This window comes from Gordonia namibiensis NBRC 108229, from assembly GCF_000298235.1.
Taxonomy (GTDB): Bacteria; Actinomycetota; Actinomycetes; order Mycobacteriales; family Mycobacteriaceae; genus Gordonia; species Gordonia namibiensis.
Window position 1 is genome coordinate 161,404 of sequence record NZ_BAHE01000010.1, and the last position, 14,228, is coordinate 175,631.

At 67.9% G+C, this 14,228-nt stretch carries 16 protein-coding genes; 11 read left to right on the forward strand and 5 right to left on the reverse strand.

From position 1 onward, the window contains the following. Positions 1-87 precede the first annotated feature (87 nt). Positions 88-891: a purine-nucleoside phosphorylase gene (locus GONAM_RS06230; protein WP_006865923.1), complete on the forward strand. Its 804-nt coding sequence runs from the start codon at positions 88-90 to the stop codon at positions 889-891. A gap of 58 nt (positions 892-949) precedes the next feature. Continuing rightward, entirely contained in the window at positions 950-1,618 is a 669-nt protein-coding gene (locus GONAM_RS06235) for a hypothetical protein (protein ID WP_006865924.1), read from the forward strand. Positions 1,619-1,648: 30 nt separating this feature from the next. On the opposite strand, the gene upp is transcribed toward GONAM_RS06235, so the two are convergent. Further along, positions 1,649-2,272 carry a uracil phosphoribosyltransferase gene (gene upp, locus GONAM_RS06240; protein ID WP_040535619.1) on the reverse strand — a complete coding sequence of 208 codons (624 nt, stop codon included), beginning with the start codon at positions 2,270-2,272 and terminating at the stop codon, positions 1,649-1,651. 188 nt (positions 2,273-2,460) lie between these two features. Between upp and GONAM_RS06245 the strand changes: the two genes are divergently transcribed. The 3 genes from GONAM_RS06245 (at position 2,461) to GONAM_RS06255 (ending at position 5,060) form a co-directional block, all read left to right on the forward strand. Beyond that, positions 2,461-2,751: a type VII secretion target gene (locus GONAM_RS06245; RefSeq protein ID WP_083876386.1), complete on the forward strand. Its 291-nt coding sequence runs from the start codon at positions 2,461-2,463 to the stop codon at positions 2,749-2,751. Further along, positions 2,751-3,713: a C40 family peptidase gene (locus GONAM_RS06250; RefSeq protein WP_006865927.1), complete on the forward strand. Its 963-nt coding sequence runs from the start codon at positions 2,751-2,753 to the stop codon at positions 3,711-3,713. The genes GONAM_RS06245 and GONAM_RS06250 overlap by 1 nt, the downstream gene beginning before the upstream one ends. A 78-nt stretch (positions 3,714-3,791) precedes the next feature. Next, positions 3,792-5,060 (forward strand): SatS C-terminal domain-containing protein, encoded by a 1,269-nt coding sequence (locus GONAM_RS06255; RefSeq protein ID WP_006865928.1) that lies wholly within the window; start codon positions 3,792-3,794, stop codon positions 5,058-5,060. 119 nt (positions 5,061-5,179) lie between these two features. Here the strand turns inward: GONAM_RS06255 and GONAM_RS06260 are convergent, their stop codons facing one another. The 3 genes from GONAM_RS06260 to GONAM_RS06270 are packed head-to-tail and all read right to left on the reverse strand — an operon-like array spanning position 5,180 to position 8,039. Next, positions 5,180-6,295, reverse strand: coding sequence for an adenosine deaminase (locus GONAM_RS06260; RefSeq protein WP_006865929.1), 1,116 nt, complete (start codon positions 6,293-6,295; stop codon positions 5,180-5,182). Next, positions 6,292-7,638, reverse strand: coding sequence for a thymidine phosphorylase (locus GONAM_RS06265; protein ID WP_006865930.1), 1,347 nt, complete (start codon positions 7,636-7,638; stop codon positions 6,292-6,294). The genes GONAM_RS06260 and GONAM_RS06265 overlap by 4 nt, the downstream gene beginning before the upstream one ends. Continuing rightward, positions 7,635-8,039: a cytidine deaminase gene (locus GONAM_RS06270; protein ID WP_040535622.1), complete on the reverse strand. Its 405-nt coding sequence runs from the start codon at positions 8,037-8,039 to the stop codon at positions 7,635-7,637. The genes GONAM_RS06265 and GONAM_RS06270 overlap by 4 nt, the downstream gene beginning before the upstream one ends. A 225-nt stretch (positions 8,040-8,264) precedes the next feature. Here GONAM_RS06270 and sdhC point away from each other — a divergent pair, with 225 nt between their 5' ends. Genes sdhC through GONAM_RS06290 form a run of 4 tightly spaced genes read left to right on the forward strand, consistent with a single transcriptional unit; the run spans position 8,265 to position 11,694 of the window. Further along, positions 8,265-8,669 (forward strand): succinate dehydrogenase, cytochrome b556 subunit, encoded by a 405-nt coding sequence (gene sdhC / locus GONAM_RS06275; protein WP_006865932.1) that lies wholly within the window; start codon positions 8,265-8,267, stop codon positions 8,667-8,669. A gap of 12 nt (positions 8,670-8,681) precedes the next feature. Further along, the gene (locus tag GONAM_RS06280; RefSeq protein WP_005195959.1) at positions 8,682-9,137 is read left to right on the forward strand and encodes a succinate dehydrogenase hydrophobic membrane anchor subunit; all 456 of its coding nucleotides are present in this window, start codon (positions 8,682-8,684) and stop codon (positions 9,135-9,137) included. Between the two features lie 14 nt (positions 9,138-9,151). Continuing rightward, the gene (gene sdhA / locus GONAM_RS06285) at positions 9,152-10,906 is read left to right on the forward strand and encodes a succinate dehydrogenase flavoprotein subunit (RefSeq protein WP_040535570.1); all 1,755 of its coding nucleotides are present in this window, start codon (positions 9,152-9,154) and stop codon (positions 10,904-10,906) included. After that, a complete protein-coding gene (locus tag GONAM_RS06290) occupies positions 10,906-11,694 on the forward strand; it encodes a succinate dehydrogenase iron-sulfur subunit (RefSeq protein WP_006865934.1) in 789 nt (262 codons plus the stop codon). Before sdhA ends, GONAM_RS06290 begins: the two co-directional genes overlap by 1 nt. 106 nt (positions 11,695-11,800) lie before the next feature. Here GONAM_RS06290 and GONAM_RS06295 read toward each other — a convergent pair whose 3' ends face one another. Beyond that, on the reverse strand, positions 11,801-12,367 hold the full coding sequence (locus tag GONAM_RS06295; RefSeq protein ID WP_006865935.1) for a TetR/AcrR family transcriptional regulator: 567 nt from the start codon (positions 12,365-12,367) through the stop codon (positions 11,801-11,803). 173 nt (positions 12,368-12,540) lie between these two features. Here GONAM_RS06295 and GONAM_RS06300 point away from each other — a divergent pair, with 173 nt between their 5' ends. Together GONAM_RS06300 and GONAM_RS06305 are read left to right on the forward strand one after the other, a co-directional pair. Beyond that, entirely contained in the window at positions 12,541-13,704 is a 1,164-nt protein-coding gene (locus tag GONAM_RS06300) for a cytochrome P450 (RefSeq protein ID WP_006865936.1), read from the forward strand. A gap of 68 nt (positions 13,705-13,772) precedes the next feature. After that, entirely contained in the window at positions 13,773-14,195 is a 423-nt protein-coding gene (locus tag GONAM_RS06305) for a hypothetical protein (protein ID WP_006865937.1), read from the forward strand. Positions 14,196-14,228 lie beyond the last annotated feature (33 nt).

Below are 14,228 nucleotides of genomic sequence, written 5' to 3' on the forward strand. Positions count from 1 at the left end.
GCTCCGCGGCGCGTCCTCTCCCGGCGCGGCGCTCGCACGCCGCCGCAGGGCCGCACCGGCGTCGGGGCCACCGTTTAGGGTTGGCGCATGGATCCCACTGCCGACGCCGACGCCGCGGCCCTCGTCGCTGCCGCCACCATCGCCGCCGAGACCGACGCCGCCGCACACGATGTGGCCGTGATCCTCGGTTCCGGATGGGCCCCGGCCGCCGACGCGTTCGGTGCACCGATCCGTTCGCTGCCGATGTCGTCGATCCCGGGCTTCACCCCACCCAAGGCCGCCGGCCACGGCGGCGTGATCCATTCCGTTCGGGTCGGAGACCGTCGAGCCCTGTTGATGCTGGGCCGGATTCATGCCTACGAGGGCCACGATCTCGCACGGGTCGTGCATCCGGTGCGGACTGCGGCGGCGGCCGGCGTCCACACCGTCGTGCTCACCAACGCGGCCGGCGGTCTACGCGAGGACATGTCGGTGGGTCAGCCGATCCTGATCTCCGACCACCTCAACCTGACCGCGCGTTCCCCGTTGGTCGGCGCACAGTTCGTCGATCTCGTCGACGCCTACTCCCCCCGCCTGCGCGGGATCGCCCGGCGCGTCGACTCCTCCCTCACCGAGGGTGTCTACGCCGGCCTGCCGGGACCCCATTACGAGACCCCCGCCGAGATCCGGATGCTGCGCACGCTGGGCGCCGACCTGGTCGGCATGTCGACGGTGCACGAGACCATCGCCGCACGCGCCGCAGGGTTGGAGGTCCTCGGGGTCTCGCTGGTGACCAACCTGGCCGCCGGGATGACCGGCGAACACCTCAGTCACGCCGAGGTGCTCGAGGTCGGGCGTGCATCGGCGACGCGTATGGGCGAACTGCTCGCCCAGATCATCGGCGAACTGTAGAACCGATCCCGGCGGCGAATTCTCCCCCGACGCGTCCCGAAAGAACCCGAGGAGCACCATGACCTACCCACCCGACGGCTCCGGCGGTTATCCGCCCGGCGGGTACCCGGGCGCCTACGGGCCCGGTGGCTATCCGCAGAGTCCGCCGCCACCGCCACGCTCCCCGTGGACGTCGCCCGCGGTTCTGGTGGCCATCGGCGCCGGCGTCCTGCTGGTGGTCGCGGGCGTGCTGGCCGCGTTCCTGCTGATCCCCGCCGACGAGGAGTCCACCGACACGGTTGCCGCCGGCTCCACCACCTCGGAGCCGCCCACGATCACGAGTACGGTCACGCAGTCCCCGCCGCCGACCCCGACCACCATCACGACGACGACGCCGTCGCCGCCGCCGAACCGTCCGGCCCCCACCGTGGCGGGCGCGGACTGGCAGGGGTTCGTCACCGGACCGCGCTGCAACGCCGCCGACGACCCGGCGGTCGCGATCGGTCAGACCTCGCGGTCGCGCGTGGTCATCTGCCAGGTCGGCAATCAGACGGGCCGTTGGTACTACAAGGGACAGGCTCCCGAGGGCGGCATCGAGTTGCAGTTCCCGACCCGCGTCGGCAACACCTTCGAGGCGAGCAACGGAGCCGTCCGCTACCTGGTGTCCCCGTCGAGTCTCACCATCGTGGAGGGCGGTTCGGTACTGGCGAACGAGCCGATGCTCGCCTACTGGTCGTCACCGGGCTGAACGCAGCAACCAAACGGCCCGGGGTCTCCCTCAGCGCGGGCCGAACTGACGGTCGCCGGCGTCGCCGAGTCCCGGGACGATGTAGTTGGCGTCATCGAGGCCCTCGTCGATCGCGGCCACGACCAGACGGCACGGATGGCCCGCCTTCTCGAGCAACTCGACTCCCTGAGGTGCCGCGACGACACAGACCGCGGTGATGTCGGTGGCGTTGCGCGCGACCAGCAGCTCGATCGTGTGCAGCATCGACCCGCCGGTCGCGAGCATCGGGTCGAGGACGAAGACGGGCAGCCCGGAGAGATCCTCGGGCAGGGACTCGAGATACGGCACCGGCTGGGCGGTTTCCTCGTCGCGGGCGATACCCACGAAACCCACCCGGGCCTCCGGCACCATCGCATGCGCCTGCTCGACCATCCCGAGGCCGGCACGCAGGACCGGGACCAGCAGCGGCGGCTTCGCCAGCCGTGATCCGGTGTGCGGGACGAGCGGCGTGCTGATCTGCACGTCCGCTCTGGGCGCACCGGCGAGCGCCTCGTAGATCAGCATCTGGGTGAGATCCGAGAGTGCCGCACGGAATCCGGCGTTGTCGGTGGTCTCGTCCCGCATCGTCGTCAGACGAGCGGCGGCGAGAGGATGGTCGACGATCAGGCGTTCCATGGCGACCACACTATTTCCTGAACCCCACCCGCGTGTGCATCGAGGTACCGCGCATCGCCGGCGGCGGGGTTCGTCCGCACTCGATGGAACCGAACCGGCGTCCACCGCGTCGAAAACCCATGAGCCCGCGATCCACCGCCCCAACCGCCGACCTCTCCCGTCCCGGGTCCGCCCGGACCTCCGAACTGATGACGGAATCTGCAGCGCTGCAGGAGTTCTCGTCGACGCACCGCACCGGGAGCGTGCTGGTCGGCGATCAGGCCCGCAGCGACGAGGCAGTTCTGGTCGATCTCGCGATCACGTTCGGGGTCATCGGCGCAGAGTTTCTCGCCGCGGTGGTCGAGTTCCTCCTGATTCACCGGAGCAACCTCGAGACGACGGCGTCGCGGCAGGAAGACATCGCCTCGGCCACCCGCCGCGCGGACGACACCTACCTCGCCTGCGACTGCGCGGCCGCGGACCGGGGGTTCACCCTCTGATGCTCGACGTCGACATGTTCGTCGGACCCCTGCGCCAACTCGTTGCGGCACTGGGCACCGGCATCCTCGCCCCGGGTAACCCGGCGGAGACCGTCCGTGCCGCCGCGGGTGCGGTCGACGCCGCACGCCGTGGATCGTCTGCCGCCACCGAAGCGGTGCGCACACACTGGGAGGGTTCCGGCGCGGCAGCGGCCGTCGACGCCGCGGGGAGACTTCAGCAGAGCATGGGCACGCTGGCCGACGACGCCGATGCGTTCGCCCGCCTCGTCGAGAGCGCCGGCGGGAAGGTGCAGACGGCGTCGACCCAACTCCTCGGCCTGGTGGACTCTCTCGAACGTCGGGCCCGCGCGTTCGGGAGCGAGTTGTTCAGCCCGGCCGGCCTGCTGACGATGCTGCCGGTGGCGGCCGAGCATCTCGGCCGCGGTCTCGAGATCGTCGCTCGCACACGCGCCGACCTCCGCGCCGACACCGACGCGATGGCGGCCCTCGGGCGGCGGATCGCACCCGCGCCGGTCACGATCACCGGCGGCTCGGCGACCGGCGAGCACCCTTCGGGGTCGCCGGCCCCCGGGGGCGTGCCGATCACACTTCCCGACGGTTCGGTGGCCCACGCGCCGAACGAGCGGGCGGCGACGGCGGTGCAAGCCGCACTGAGCCAGCGGGGTGTTCCTTATCTCTGGGGCGGGACGACGCCCGCCGGTTTCGATTGCAGTGGTTTCACCAGATGGGCCTACCGGCAGGCCGGTCTCGAACTCCCCCGCCTGGCCCAGGATCAGGACACCGCCGGAATCCGCGTGTCACGAGCCCAATTACAGCCCGGCGATCTCGCCGTGTGGTCCGGGCACGTGGCCATGTACATCGGCAACGATCAGATGATCGAGGCCGGCGACCCGGTCGGCGTCTCCCCGGTTCGGACGACCAATCTCGACCAGACCTTCGAAGGATTCTTCCGCCCCCGATGACAACGTGGCGCGAAGAGCGTTCGGCCTCTGTGGGGGCACTACTGGATCCACGGCGATCAATCGCTAGGCTGTGTCCCCATGGCCGGAGACATCGTCCCGATTGAGCTCGGACTCACCGACGGAAACAGCTTCACCCTGTGGGCACCCCGCTGGCGAGAGGGTGACGACGAGTGGGAGGCGTTCCTCGGTCTCGACGAGGATCTCTACGTCCTGCCCGGTGTCGCCGAGCTGGCGGCCTTCATCCGCACCAACGACGACAACGACCTCGTCGAGCACCCGGCGTGGCCGACCATCGTCGGCGTGCAGGCCGAGGAGCTGATCCCCGACGAGCGCCACACCTACGACCTGGTGGGCGTGCCCGAGCTCGCCGCCGAGGATCCGACCCCCGAGGTCATCGCCGAACTCGAGGACGCGCTCGAGATCGTGCGCATCCTGGGCGAGGTCTGCGAACTGACCGCGATCACGAAGTTCTTCAACGGCAACCCGATCCTGGGTGCGGTCACCACCGGCACCCGCAACTTCGAGGGCCGCGAGGGCCTCGACCTCTGGGTCCGCATCGGCCGTCTCATCGCCAAGCACTGGGACGATGTCCTCGACGCGATCGACGAGGTCATCACCACGCCGAAGGTCGACGCGAAGGCCGTCGAGACCGCCGAGGCCGAACTCGAGGCCGCCGCGTCTGCCGAAGACGAGGACGAGCCGGACGACGACGACATCGAGATCGTCGAGACCGCGGACGACGCCACCGATGACGCCGACGACGAAGATGACGATGAGGACGACGATTACGACGACGACGATTTCTGGGCGTCGGTCGGCATCGACCCGATCAAGATCGTCACGAGCGGCAACGAGTACCTGACACTGCGCTGCTACCTCGGCGACGACCCGGTCTTCCTCGGCACCAAGGGCAAGATCTTCGTGTTCACGTCGGCGCGCTCGCTCTCGCGTTTCCTCGCCGACGACAACACCCACGATCTCGCCGAGCTGTCGACGTTCGAGGACGTCCGCACCGAGGCCACCAACGGCTCACTCGAGTTCGACGTGATCGACGACAACGTCTACGTGCTGCCCGGCCTCGCCGAGGACATCGCCGACGGCCCGCGCCGCATGGACCGCGACCAGCTCGACCTCGCCGTCGAACTGTTCACCGACGCAGCCGACTACGCCGGCGACGACACCGTCAACGAGGCCCTCGGTACGTCGACTCCCCTCGGCTGGTTCGTCGACTACACCGTCAACCCCGACCCGAAGCGGATGGCCCCGAGCGGACCGTTCGACAACGAGGCCGAGGCCTGGCGGGCGCTCGAGCACGACTTCGAGACCCGGCTCGTCCGGAAGGGCTAGCCCGTCCCCGCTCCTTGAGTGGCCCCGGCTCGTCCGAAAGGGCTGATCCTTCCCGCTCCTTGAGTAGCCCCGGAGCGTGCGGAGGGGCGTATCGAAAGGAGTTCTTTTCGGTATCGAGGTCAGCCCGACCCGAGCAGCACCGCGTAACCCGGCTTGATCACGTCGTCGATGACCGCGAGCCGTTCGTCGAAGTGGATGAACGCCGACTTCATGGCGTTGACCGTGAAGCGTTCGAAATCGGCCCAGCCGTAACCGAACTGGTCGGCGAGCAGCCCGAACTCCTTGCTCATCGTGGTGTCGCCCATGAGCCGGTTGTCGGTGTTGACGGTGACCCGGAACCGGAGCCGGGCCAACACGTTGAACGGGTGCTCGGCGAGCGAGGTGACCGCCCCGGTCTGCACATTCGAACTCGGGCACAGTTCGAGCGGAATCCGCTTGTCGCGCACGATGTTCGCGATGAGGCCTAGCTTCGCCCCGGTGAAGGAGTGGGCGGCGAGGTCGACGCCGTCGGGGAGTTCGATGTCGTCGAAGACCCGAACCCCGTGGCCGAGACGGTCGGTGCCGCAGAAGCCGATGGCCTCATGGATCGACGGCAGGCCGAACGCCTCGCCCGCATGGATGGTGAACGGCGCACAGTTGGCCCGCATGTACTCGAAGGCGTCGAGATGACGGGTGGGCGGATGACCGGCCTCGGCACCCGCGATGTCGAAGCCGACGACGCCGCGATCGCGGTAGCGCACCGCCAGTTCGGCGATCTCCCGTGAGCGCGCCGCGTGCCGCATCGCGGTGACCAGACAGCGGACGATGATCGTCTTCCCGCGGTCGGCGGCGATCCGCTCGCCGTCGGCGAATCCGCGCAGCACCGCCTCCACCACCTCGTCGAGGGTGAGTCCCGCCTCGAGATGCTGTTCCGGGGCGTACCGGACCTCGGCGTAGACGACGTTGTCGTCGGCGAGGTCCTCCACGCACTCGCGCGCCACCCGTTCGAGGGCGTCGACGGTCTGCATGACGGCGACGGTGTGGGTGAAGGTCTCGAGATAGCGCTCGAGGGAGCCGCTGTCGGCGGCTTCGCGGAACCACCGCCCGAGTCCGGCCGCGTCGTCGACGGGCAGTCCGTCGTAGCCGACCTCGTGCGCGAGCTCCAGGACGGTCGCCGGCCTCAGCCCGCCGTCGAGGTGGTCGTGGAGGAGAACCTTGGGCGCGAGGGTGAGGTGCGCCGGATCCAGCGTCGTCATCTTGTGAACCTAACGGAATCGATGATCAGTGGCCGGTCGCCGACGCCGCTCGTGTCGTCGGTGCCGATCTCGATCCGCACCGCACCGTCGAGACTCGAGCGCGCGCCCGCGATCCGGTTCTCATCCTGCGTGTGCAAGGTGAACAGCGGCTGGCCGGCGCGGACACGGTCGCCGGGTCTGGCGTGGATGACGACGCCTGCCTCCGCCGACACCGCTTCGCCGGGCTTGGATCGTCCTCCGCCCAGGCGCCACGCCGCATCTCCGACCGCACGCGCGTCCATGTCGGTCATGACGCCGTTCCGGTCGGCGGTGACCACGTCCTGATGCCGGGCGACCGGCAGCGGGGTGTCCGGATCTCCGCCCTGTGCGGAGATCATCGACCGCCAGGAGTCCATCGCCCGGCCGTTCGCCAGGTGTTCGGCGGGATCGGCGTCGGGCAGGCCCGCCGCGTCGAGCATCTCCCGTGCGAGCGCGAGGGTCAGCTCGACGACATCGGCCGGGCCACCGCCGGCGAGGACCTCGACCGATTCGGCGACCTCGACGGCGTTGCCGACCGCCAGGCCGAGCGGAACGCTCATGTCGGTGATCAGCGCCCGGGTGTCGACCCCGGCGTCGTGGCCGAGTTCGACCATCGTCGACGCCAGCTCGCGCGCGTCGGACTCGTCCGGCAGGAAGGCGCCCGAACCGGTCTTCACGTCGAGGACGAGTGCGCCGGTGCCCTCGGCGATCTTCTTGCTCATGATCGAGGTGGCCAGCAGCGGGATGGATTCGACCGTCCCGGTGACGTCACGCAGCGCGTAGAGCTTGCGGTCGGCGGGGGCCAGATCCGCGCCGGCGGCACAGATGACCGCGCCGACGCGTTCGAGCTGGCCGATCATCTCCTCGGTGCTCACCTCGGCCCGCCAGCCGGGGATCGATTCCAGTTTGTCCAGGGTGCCGCCGGTGTGGCCGAGACCCCGACCGGACAGCTGCGGCACCGCCACTCCGAACGAGGCAACCAGCGGAGTGAGCGGCAACGTGATCTTGTCGCCGACGCCGCCCGTGGAGTGTTTGTCGACCGTGATCAGCCGACGGCCGTCGCGGCGCAGGCCCGTCAGGTCCATCCGCCGTCCGCTGTCGATCATGGCGCGGGTCCACGTCGCGATCTCCCGGCGGTTCATCCCACGGAGATAGATGGCCATCAACAACGACGACATCTGTTCCGGGGCGACCTCGCCGCGGGTGTACCCGTCGACGATCCACGCGATCTGGGCGTCGCTGAGTTCGCCGCCCCCACGCTTGGTCGCGATGACCGAGACGGCGTGGATCACCTCGTCGGCGGCGGGCTCGACAGAGGCGGTCACGAGACGACCTCGGCGATGTCGTCGGGACCGAAGGCGTCGGGCAGGAGGTCGGAGAGGACGCGTGGACCGGACGGGTGATCGACGAGGAGGTCGCGCCCGCCGTGCTCGAGGAGCACCTGCCGACACCGCCCGCACGGCATCAGAACCTTGCCGGAAGCGTCGGTGACGGTGACCGCACGCAGGGACTTCCCGCCTTGTGAGATCAATTGAGCGGTGAGTGACACCTCGGCACAGATACCCAAACCGTATGAGACATTTTCCACATTGCAACCTGCCACGACACGCCCGTCGGAGGTGATTCCCGCGGCCCCCACCGGGTAACGCGAGTACGGGGCGTAGGCATGGGACAACATCTCAGTTGCTTTGTGTCGCAGAACATCCCATTCGATTTCGGTACTCACGCCCACCTCCAGGCAAAGGGTGTAACCAACCGGACATGCGCTGTTCATCGGCGCAAAAGCTTGGGTAAGGCAAACCTAAGTCGTAATGTCTTGTGCCTCAAATCGGTTCGGGCAATTTATCACCGGAATGGGCATGGGTTTAGAGTCTCTTGTCATGGGTCCATGGTCGAGTCGGAGCATGCCGATTCGACGCGTCCATCGACGATGTTGGAGGCCACTTTTCCGATGAGCACCTCGACCGAAGTCGCACCTGACCCGGTGCGTCGACGTTCTCTGTACCGCGGCGACCCGGGCATGTGGTCCTGGGTTCTGCACCGCATCACAGGCGTCACCATTTTCTTCTTCTTGTTCGTGCACGTGTTGGACACCGCGGTCATCCGCGTCGATCCCAACCAGTACGACGAGATCATCGAAACCTACAAGACCCCGATCATCGGTCTCATGGAGATCGCCCTGGTCGCCTGCGTCCTGTTCCACGCCTTCAACGGCGTGCGCCTGATCCTGGTGGACTTCTGGTCCAAGGGCCCCAAGTACCAGCGTCAGATGCTGTGGGTCGCGATGACCCTGTTCGTCGTCGTGTTCGCCGCCGGCGCCATCCGCCTGCTGCAGATCATGTTCAGCCACCTGTAGGAGACACCAGAGATGACCACCTCGGAAGCCACCGGTGTCGCGAAGACCCTCGGCAAGGAACACGACCGTCCGGCCAGCCTGGACAACCCCCGCTCCCCGCGTAAGCCCAAGGGCGGCAACTTCGAGAAGAACGCATGGATGTTCATGCGCTTCTCCGGCCTGATCCTCGTCTTCCTGACGATCGGCCACATGTTCATCATGCTCGCCTGGGACGGCGGCGTGCACCGGATCGACGCCTCGTTCGTCGCCGCGCGCTGGAGCTCGCCCGGCTGGCAGATCTGGGACCTGACCATGCTGTGGCTCGCCCAGCTGCACGGCGGCAACGGCGTGCGCACCGTCATCGCCGACTACTCGCGCAAGGACTCGACCCGCTTCTGGCTGAACGTGCTGCTGGCCGTGTCGATGATCCTGACCCTGGTGCTGGGCACCTACGCGATCCTCACCTTCGACGTCAACAGCGTCGGCTAAAGGAGACCATCAACATGCAGGAACACCGCTATGACGTCGTCATCGTGGGCGCCGGCGGCGCCGGGATGCGCGCGGCGATCGAAGCCGCACCGCGTGCCCGCACCGCGGTTCTGACCAAGCTCTACCCCACCCGTAGCCACACCGGCGCGGCCCAGGGCGGCATGTGCGCCGCGCTGGCCAACGTTGAAGAGGACAACTGGGAGTGGCACACCTTCGACACCGTCAAGGGTGGTGACTACCTCGCCGATCAGGACGCCGTCGAGATCATGGCCAAGGAGGCCATCGACGCGGTGCTCGATCTGGAGAAGATGGGTCTCCCGTTCAACCGGACGCCCGAGGGCAAGATCGATCAGCGTCGTTTCGGCGGGCACACCCGCGACCACGGCAAGTCGCCCGTGCGCCGCGCCTGCTACGCCGCCGACCGCACCGGTCACATGATCCTGCAGACCCTGTACCAGAACTGCGTCAAGCACGACGTCGAGTTCTTCAACGAGTTCTACGCACTCGACATCTGCCTCACCGAGAACGAGGACGGCGAGCAGGTCGCCACCGGCGTCGTCGCCTACGAGCTCGCCACCGGCGAGATCCACGTCTTCCACGCCAAGTCGATCGTCTTCGCGACCGGCGGCTCGGGCCGTATGTACAAGACGACGTCCAACGCCCACACCCTCACCGGTGACGGCATGGGCATCGTCTTCCGCAAGGGCCTGCCGCTCGAGGACATGGAGTTCCACCAGTTCCATCCGACGGGCCTCGCGGGTCTCGGCATCCTCATCTCGGAGGCCGTCCGCGGTGAGGGCGGCATCCTGCGCAACGCCGACGGCGAGCGCTTCATGGAGCGCTACGCCCCCACCATCAAGGACCTTGCGCCCCGCGACATCGTCGCCCGCTCCATGGTTCTCGAGGTGCTCGAGGGCCGCGGCGCCGGACCGAACAAGGACTACGTCTACATCGACGTGACCCACCTCGGCGAGGACGTCCTCAACGAGAAGCTGCCGGACATCACCGAGTTCGCCCGCACCTACCTCGGCGTCGACCCGGTCACCGAGTACGTGCCGGTGTTCCCGACGTGCCATTACGTCATGGGTGGCATCCCGACCAACATCAACGGTCAGGTGCTGCGCAACAACGACGAGGTCGTCCACGGTCTGTACGCAGCCGGTGAGTGTGCCTGCGTGTCGGTGCACGGCGCCAATCGCCTCGGCACCAACTCGCTGCTCGACATCAACGTCTTCGGACGCCGCGCCGGCATCGCCGCCGCCGAGTACGCGAACAACGCCGACTTCGCCGAACTGCCCGAGCAGCCGACCGAGATGGTCGACGGCTGGCTGGAGCTGCTCCTGTCGGAGCACGGTCACGAGCGCGTCGCCGACATCCGCACCGAGCTCCAGGCGTCGATGGACGCCAACGCATCGGTGTTCCGGACCGAGGAGACCCTCAAGCAGGCCCTCACCGACATCCATGCACTCAAGGAGCGCTACGCCCACATCAAGGTCCACGACAAGGGCAAGCGTTTCAACAGCGACCTCCTCGAGGCCATCGAGCTGGGCTTCCTGCTCGAGATGGCCGAGGTCACCGTGGTCGGTGCACTCAACCGCAAGGAATCGCGTGGCGGCCATGCCCGCGAGGACTACCCCGATCGCGACGACGTGAACTACATGCGTCACACCATGGCCTACAAGAAGGGCACCGACCTTCTCTCGGACATCGAGCTGGACTACAAGCCCGTGGTGCAGACCCGTTACGAGCCGATGGAGCGTAAGTACTGATGACATCTGTTCTGGACAAGCCCGCACCCTCCTCCGACGAGCCGCCGCTGCCCCCGGTGCCCGACGAGGCCACCATGGTCACGTTGAAGATCTTCCGGTTCAACCCGGAGAATCCCGACGCCCAGGGCTTCGAGAGCTTCCGCGTCCCGGCGCTGCCGACCGACCGCCTGCTCAACCTGCTGCTGTACGTGAAGGGCTACCTCGACGGCACCCTGACGTTCCGCCGCAGTTGTGCCCACGGCGTGTGCGGTTCCGACGCCATGCGCATCAACGGCGTCAACCGCCTGGCCTGCAAGCTCCTCATGAAGGACATGCTCCCCAAGGACAAGTCCAAGGAGATCACCATCACCGTCGAGCCGATCCGCGGCCTGCCGGTGGAGAAGGATCTCGTCGTGAACATGGAGCCGTTCTTCGACGCGTACCGCGCGATCAAGCCGTTCCTGATCACCTCGGGCAACGAGCCGACCCGTGAGCGCATCCAGAGCCAGAGCGACCGCGCCCGCTTCGACGACACCACCAAGTGCATCCTCTGTGCCTGCTGCACCACGAGCTGCCCGGTGTTCTGGACCGAAGGTTCGTACTTCGGCCCGGCCGCGATCGTCAACGCGCACCGCTTCATCTTCGACAGCCGTGACGAGGGCGCCGTCGAGCGTCTCGACATCCTCAACGACGTCGACGGTGTGTGGCGTTGCCGCACGACCTTCAACTGCACCGACGCATGCCCCCGCGGCATCCAGGTGACGCAGGCGATCTCGGAGGTCAAGCGCGCACTCATGTTCTCGCGCTAGACGTTTCAGCTTTCTCTGCAGCCCGGCAACGGCCCGCACCGACTTCGGTGCGGGCCGTTGCTCATTCGCACATGTAGCGGATCGTGCTGCTGGGCGACACGGACCGCTACGTCTGGCGGGCGTTCGATGCCTCGCCCCGGAAGATCCCCGCGATGATCGAGTCCACGAGCGCCGCCTCTTCCTCGGGGGTCGCCGGCCAGAGCAGCATGGTCAGCACCGACCGGATCGCGAACCGGGCGGCGACTGTGTCGTCGGGGTCGATGCCGATGAGTTCTGCGGCCACATCGAGCACGGTCGGCGAGGCGAGCACGGTCGGCGTCGTCGCGATGAGGCTTGCCGGCCGGAGGAACTGTCGTATCACCCGATCTGCACGCAGGGCGCCGACCGCCGCGGTGATCGCGATCCGGGCGCGCTCCTCCCCCGCCGTGCCGGCCGCTTCCGCGCGGATCGATTCGAGGACCGGGGCGGCGGTCGTCGACAACACCGCCTCGATCAACTGGGCACGGCCACCGGCGTGACGGTAGATCGTCGCCCTGGAGCAGTGGGCTCGAGCGGCCAGTTCGTCGATGCTGAACGCATCGAGTCCACGCGAGGCGATCAGTGTCGCGGCCTGCGACACGAGCCTCCTTCGCGCCGCGTCGCCGCGATCGCCACCCACGAGCCAGTCAGCCATGCACGCCCTCCGTCGTCGAATCTCATCATGAGACAAGGAACAGCTGGCTGGGTGCGTTTTCTGGCAGGTCAAGAAGGGTTCGTGAGACATCGAATCCCGGCGCCACGATCTCCCCGTGTCGACTTCGGCGAGAACCGTTGTCCCCGCCGCGCCCCGTCGGAGACGCTGGGTGCATGCTCGCACTCGACGACCCCGCCTTCCTCTCGCGTTTCCACACCGGGTCCCCGGTGCAGCAGGTCGGCGACTCCCCGTTCTTCGCCGTTGGTTCCTGGGAGCTCATCGCCGAGGTGGTGCGACGACCCGGGGACTTCTCGTCGAACCTGACCGCCACGATGGTCTGCCACGACGACGGGTCGGTGTCGGAGTTCCCGGTCGCCGGACTCGGCGATGCGATGCACGTCCTGGCCACCGCCGACGGCCCGCGCCACCGCCTCCACCGGTCGCTGGTCATGCCGTCGCTGACACCTGCTCGCATCCGGGCCCTGGAGCCCTTTGTCGCCGAGGTCGTGGACACCGCCTGGTCCGAGGGACTCGACGGCGACACAATCGACTGGACAACAGCTGTGGCACAACGTGTCCCGATCACCGTGGTCACCGGGCTGCTCGGCCTGCCACACGAGGACATCGACGATCTCGCCCGCTGGGCCGGTGCGACCAACGTGCTGATCGACGGCGTCATCACCCCCGGCCAACTCACCACCGCGATCACGGCGGTCGCCGAACTCACCGCCTACCTCGGCGACCGACTGGACTCGGCACTACGCAACGACAGGGCCGGTGCACCAGGACGAGGGGTGCTCGCCGACATCGCGTCGGCCGTGGCCCGCAACGACCTGGACCACCCGGCGGCGGTGATGATTCTCCTGCAACTCGTCGCGGCGGGGTCCGACTCCACCGTCAGCCTGCTGACCGATGCGGTCCGGGTTCTGGCGCAACACCCCGAGGTCGCCGCACGGTTACGTCGCGACCCCGACCTCATCCCAGCATTCGTCGAGGAGGCCCTGCGCTTGGAATCACCGTTCCGCGGCCACTTCCGGCACGTCGTCGCCGACACCACACTCGGCGACACCCACCTCCCCGCCGGCTCCCACATCTTTCTCATGTGGCGCGTGGCCAACCGCGACCCCGAGCACTTCGACGCCGCGCCGACCGTCGACCTCGACCGCGGCGCCGCCCGGTCCGGGCACGGCTCGCACCTGGCGTTCGGCAAGGGCCTACATCTCTGCGTGGGAGCCGGCCTGGCCCGGCTGCAGGGTCGTCTGGCGATCACCCGGTTGCTCGATGCCACAACGGATTTCCGCCAGACCACGACCCGGGAGCTGACGCTCGTCCGGTGATCGGGAACCGCACGGCGCCCGGTTGCGTCCAAGAAGGACCCAGCCAAGCCCGCCGAACGGAGAGTCTCGTGGTCCGAGTCCTGTACGTCCGCCTACTGCTCACCCTCCTGACCAGCACCGCCCTGTGTCTGGCGGTGTTCTCCCCCGCCACGGCGGCACCGACGCCCGGCGCCGACCCTGGCCACGAGGCCCAACCGGTCACGATCACCCTGACCTCCGACCACCAACACAACGGCGCCGCCGTATGGTTCGACGCCGCCGGCCGACTCCGCACCCAGACCGACGTCCCGCTCACCCATCAGGACGGCCACACGAAGCTGTGGTCGGCATCGCTGGTGTACACAAGACATTCGCCGGACAAACCACTCGACGCGCTATTCCAGTCCGGCGGAGGCTTTTCCAGATGTCAGATCTGGGTCGAGTCCAAACTCGTCGCCGAGGACACCGCTCGTGGACACGAACCGACGAGCAGGTGCCGAGCACGCAATTGAGCCAGGTTTCGAACTTACAGGGAGGAATCGGAA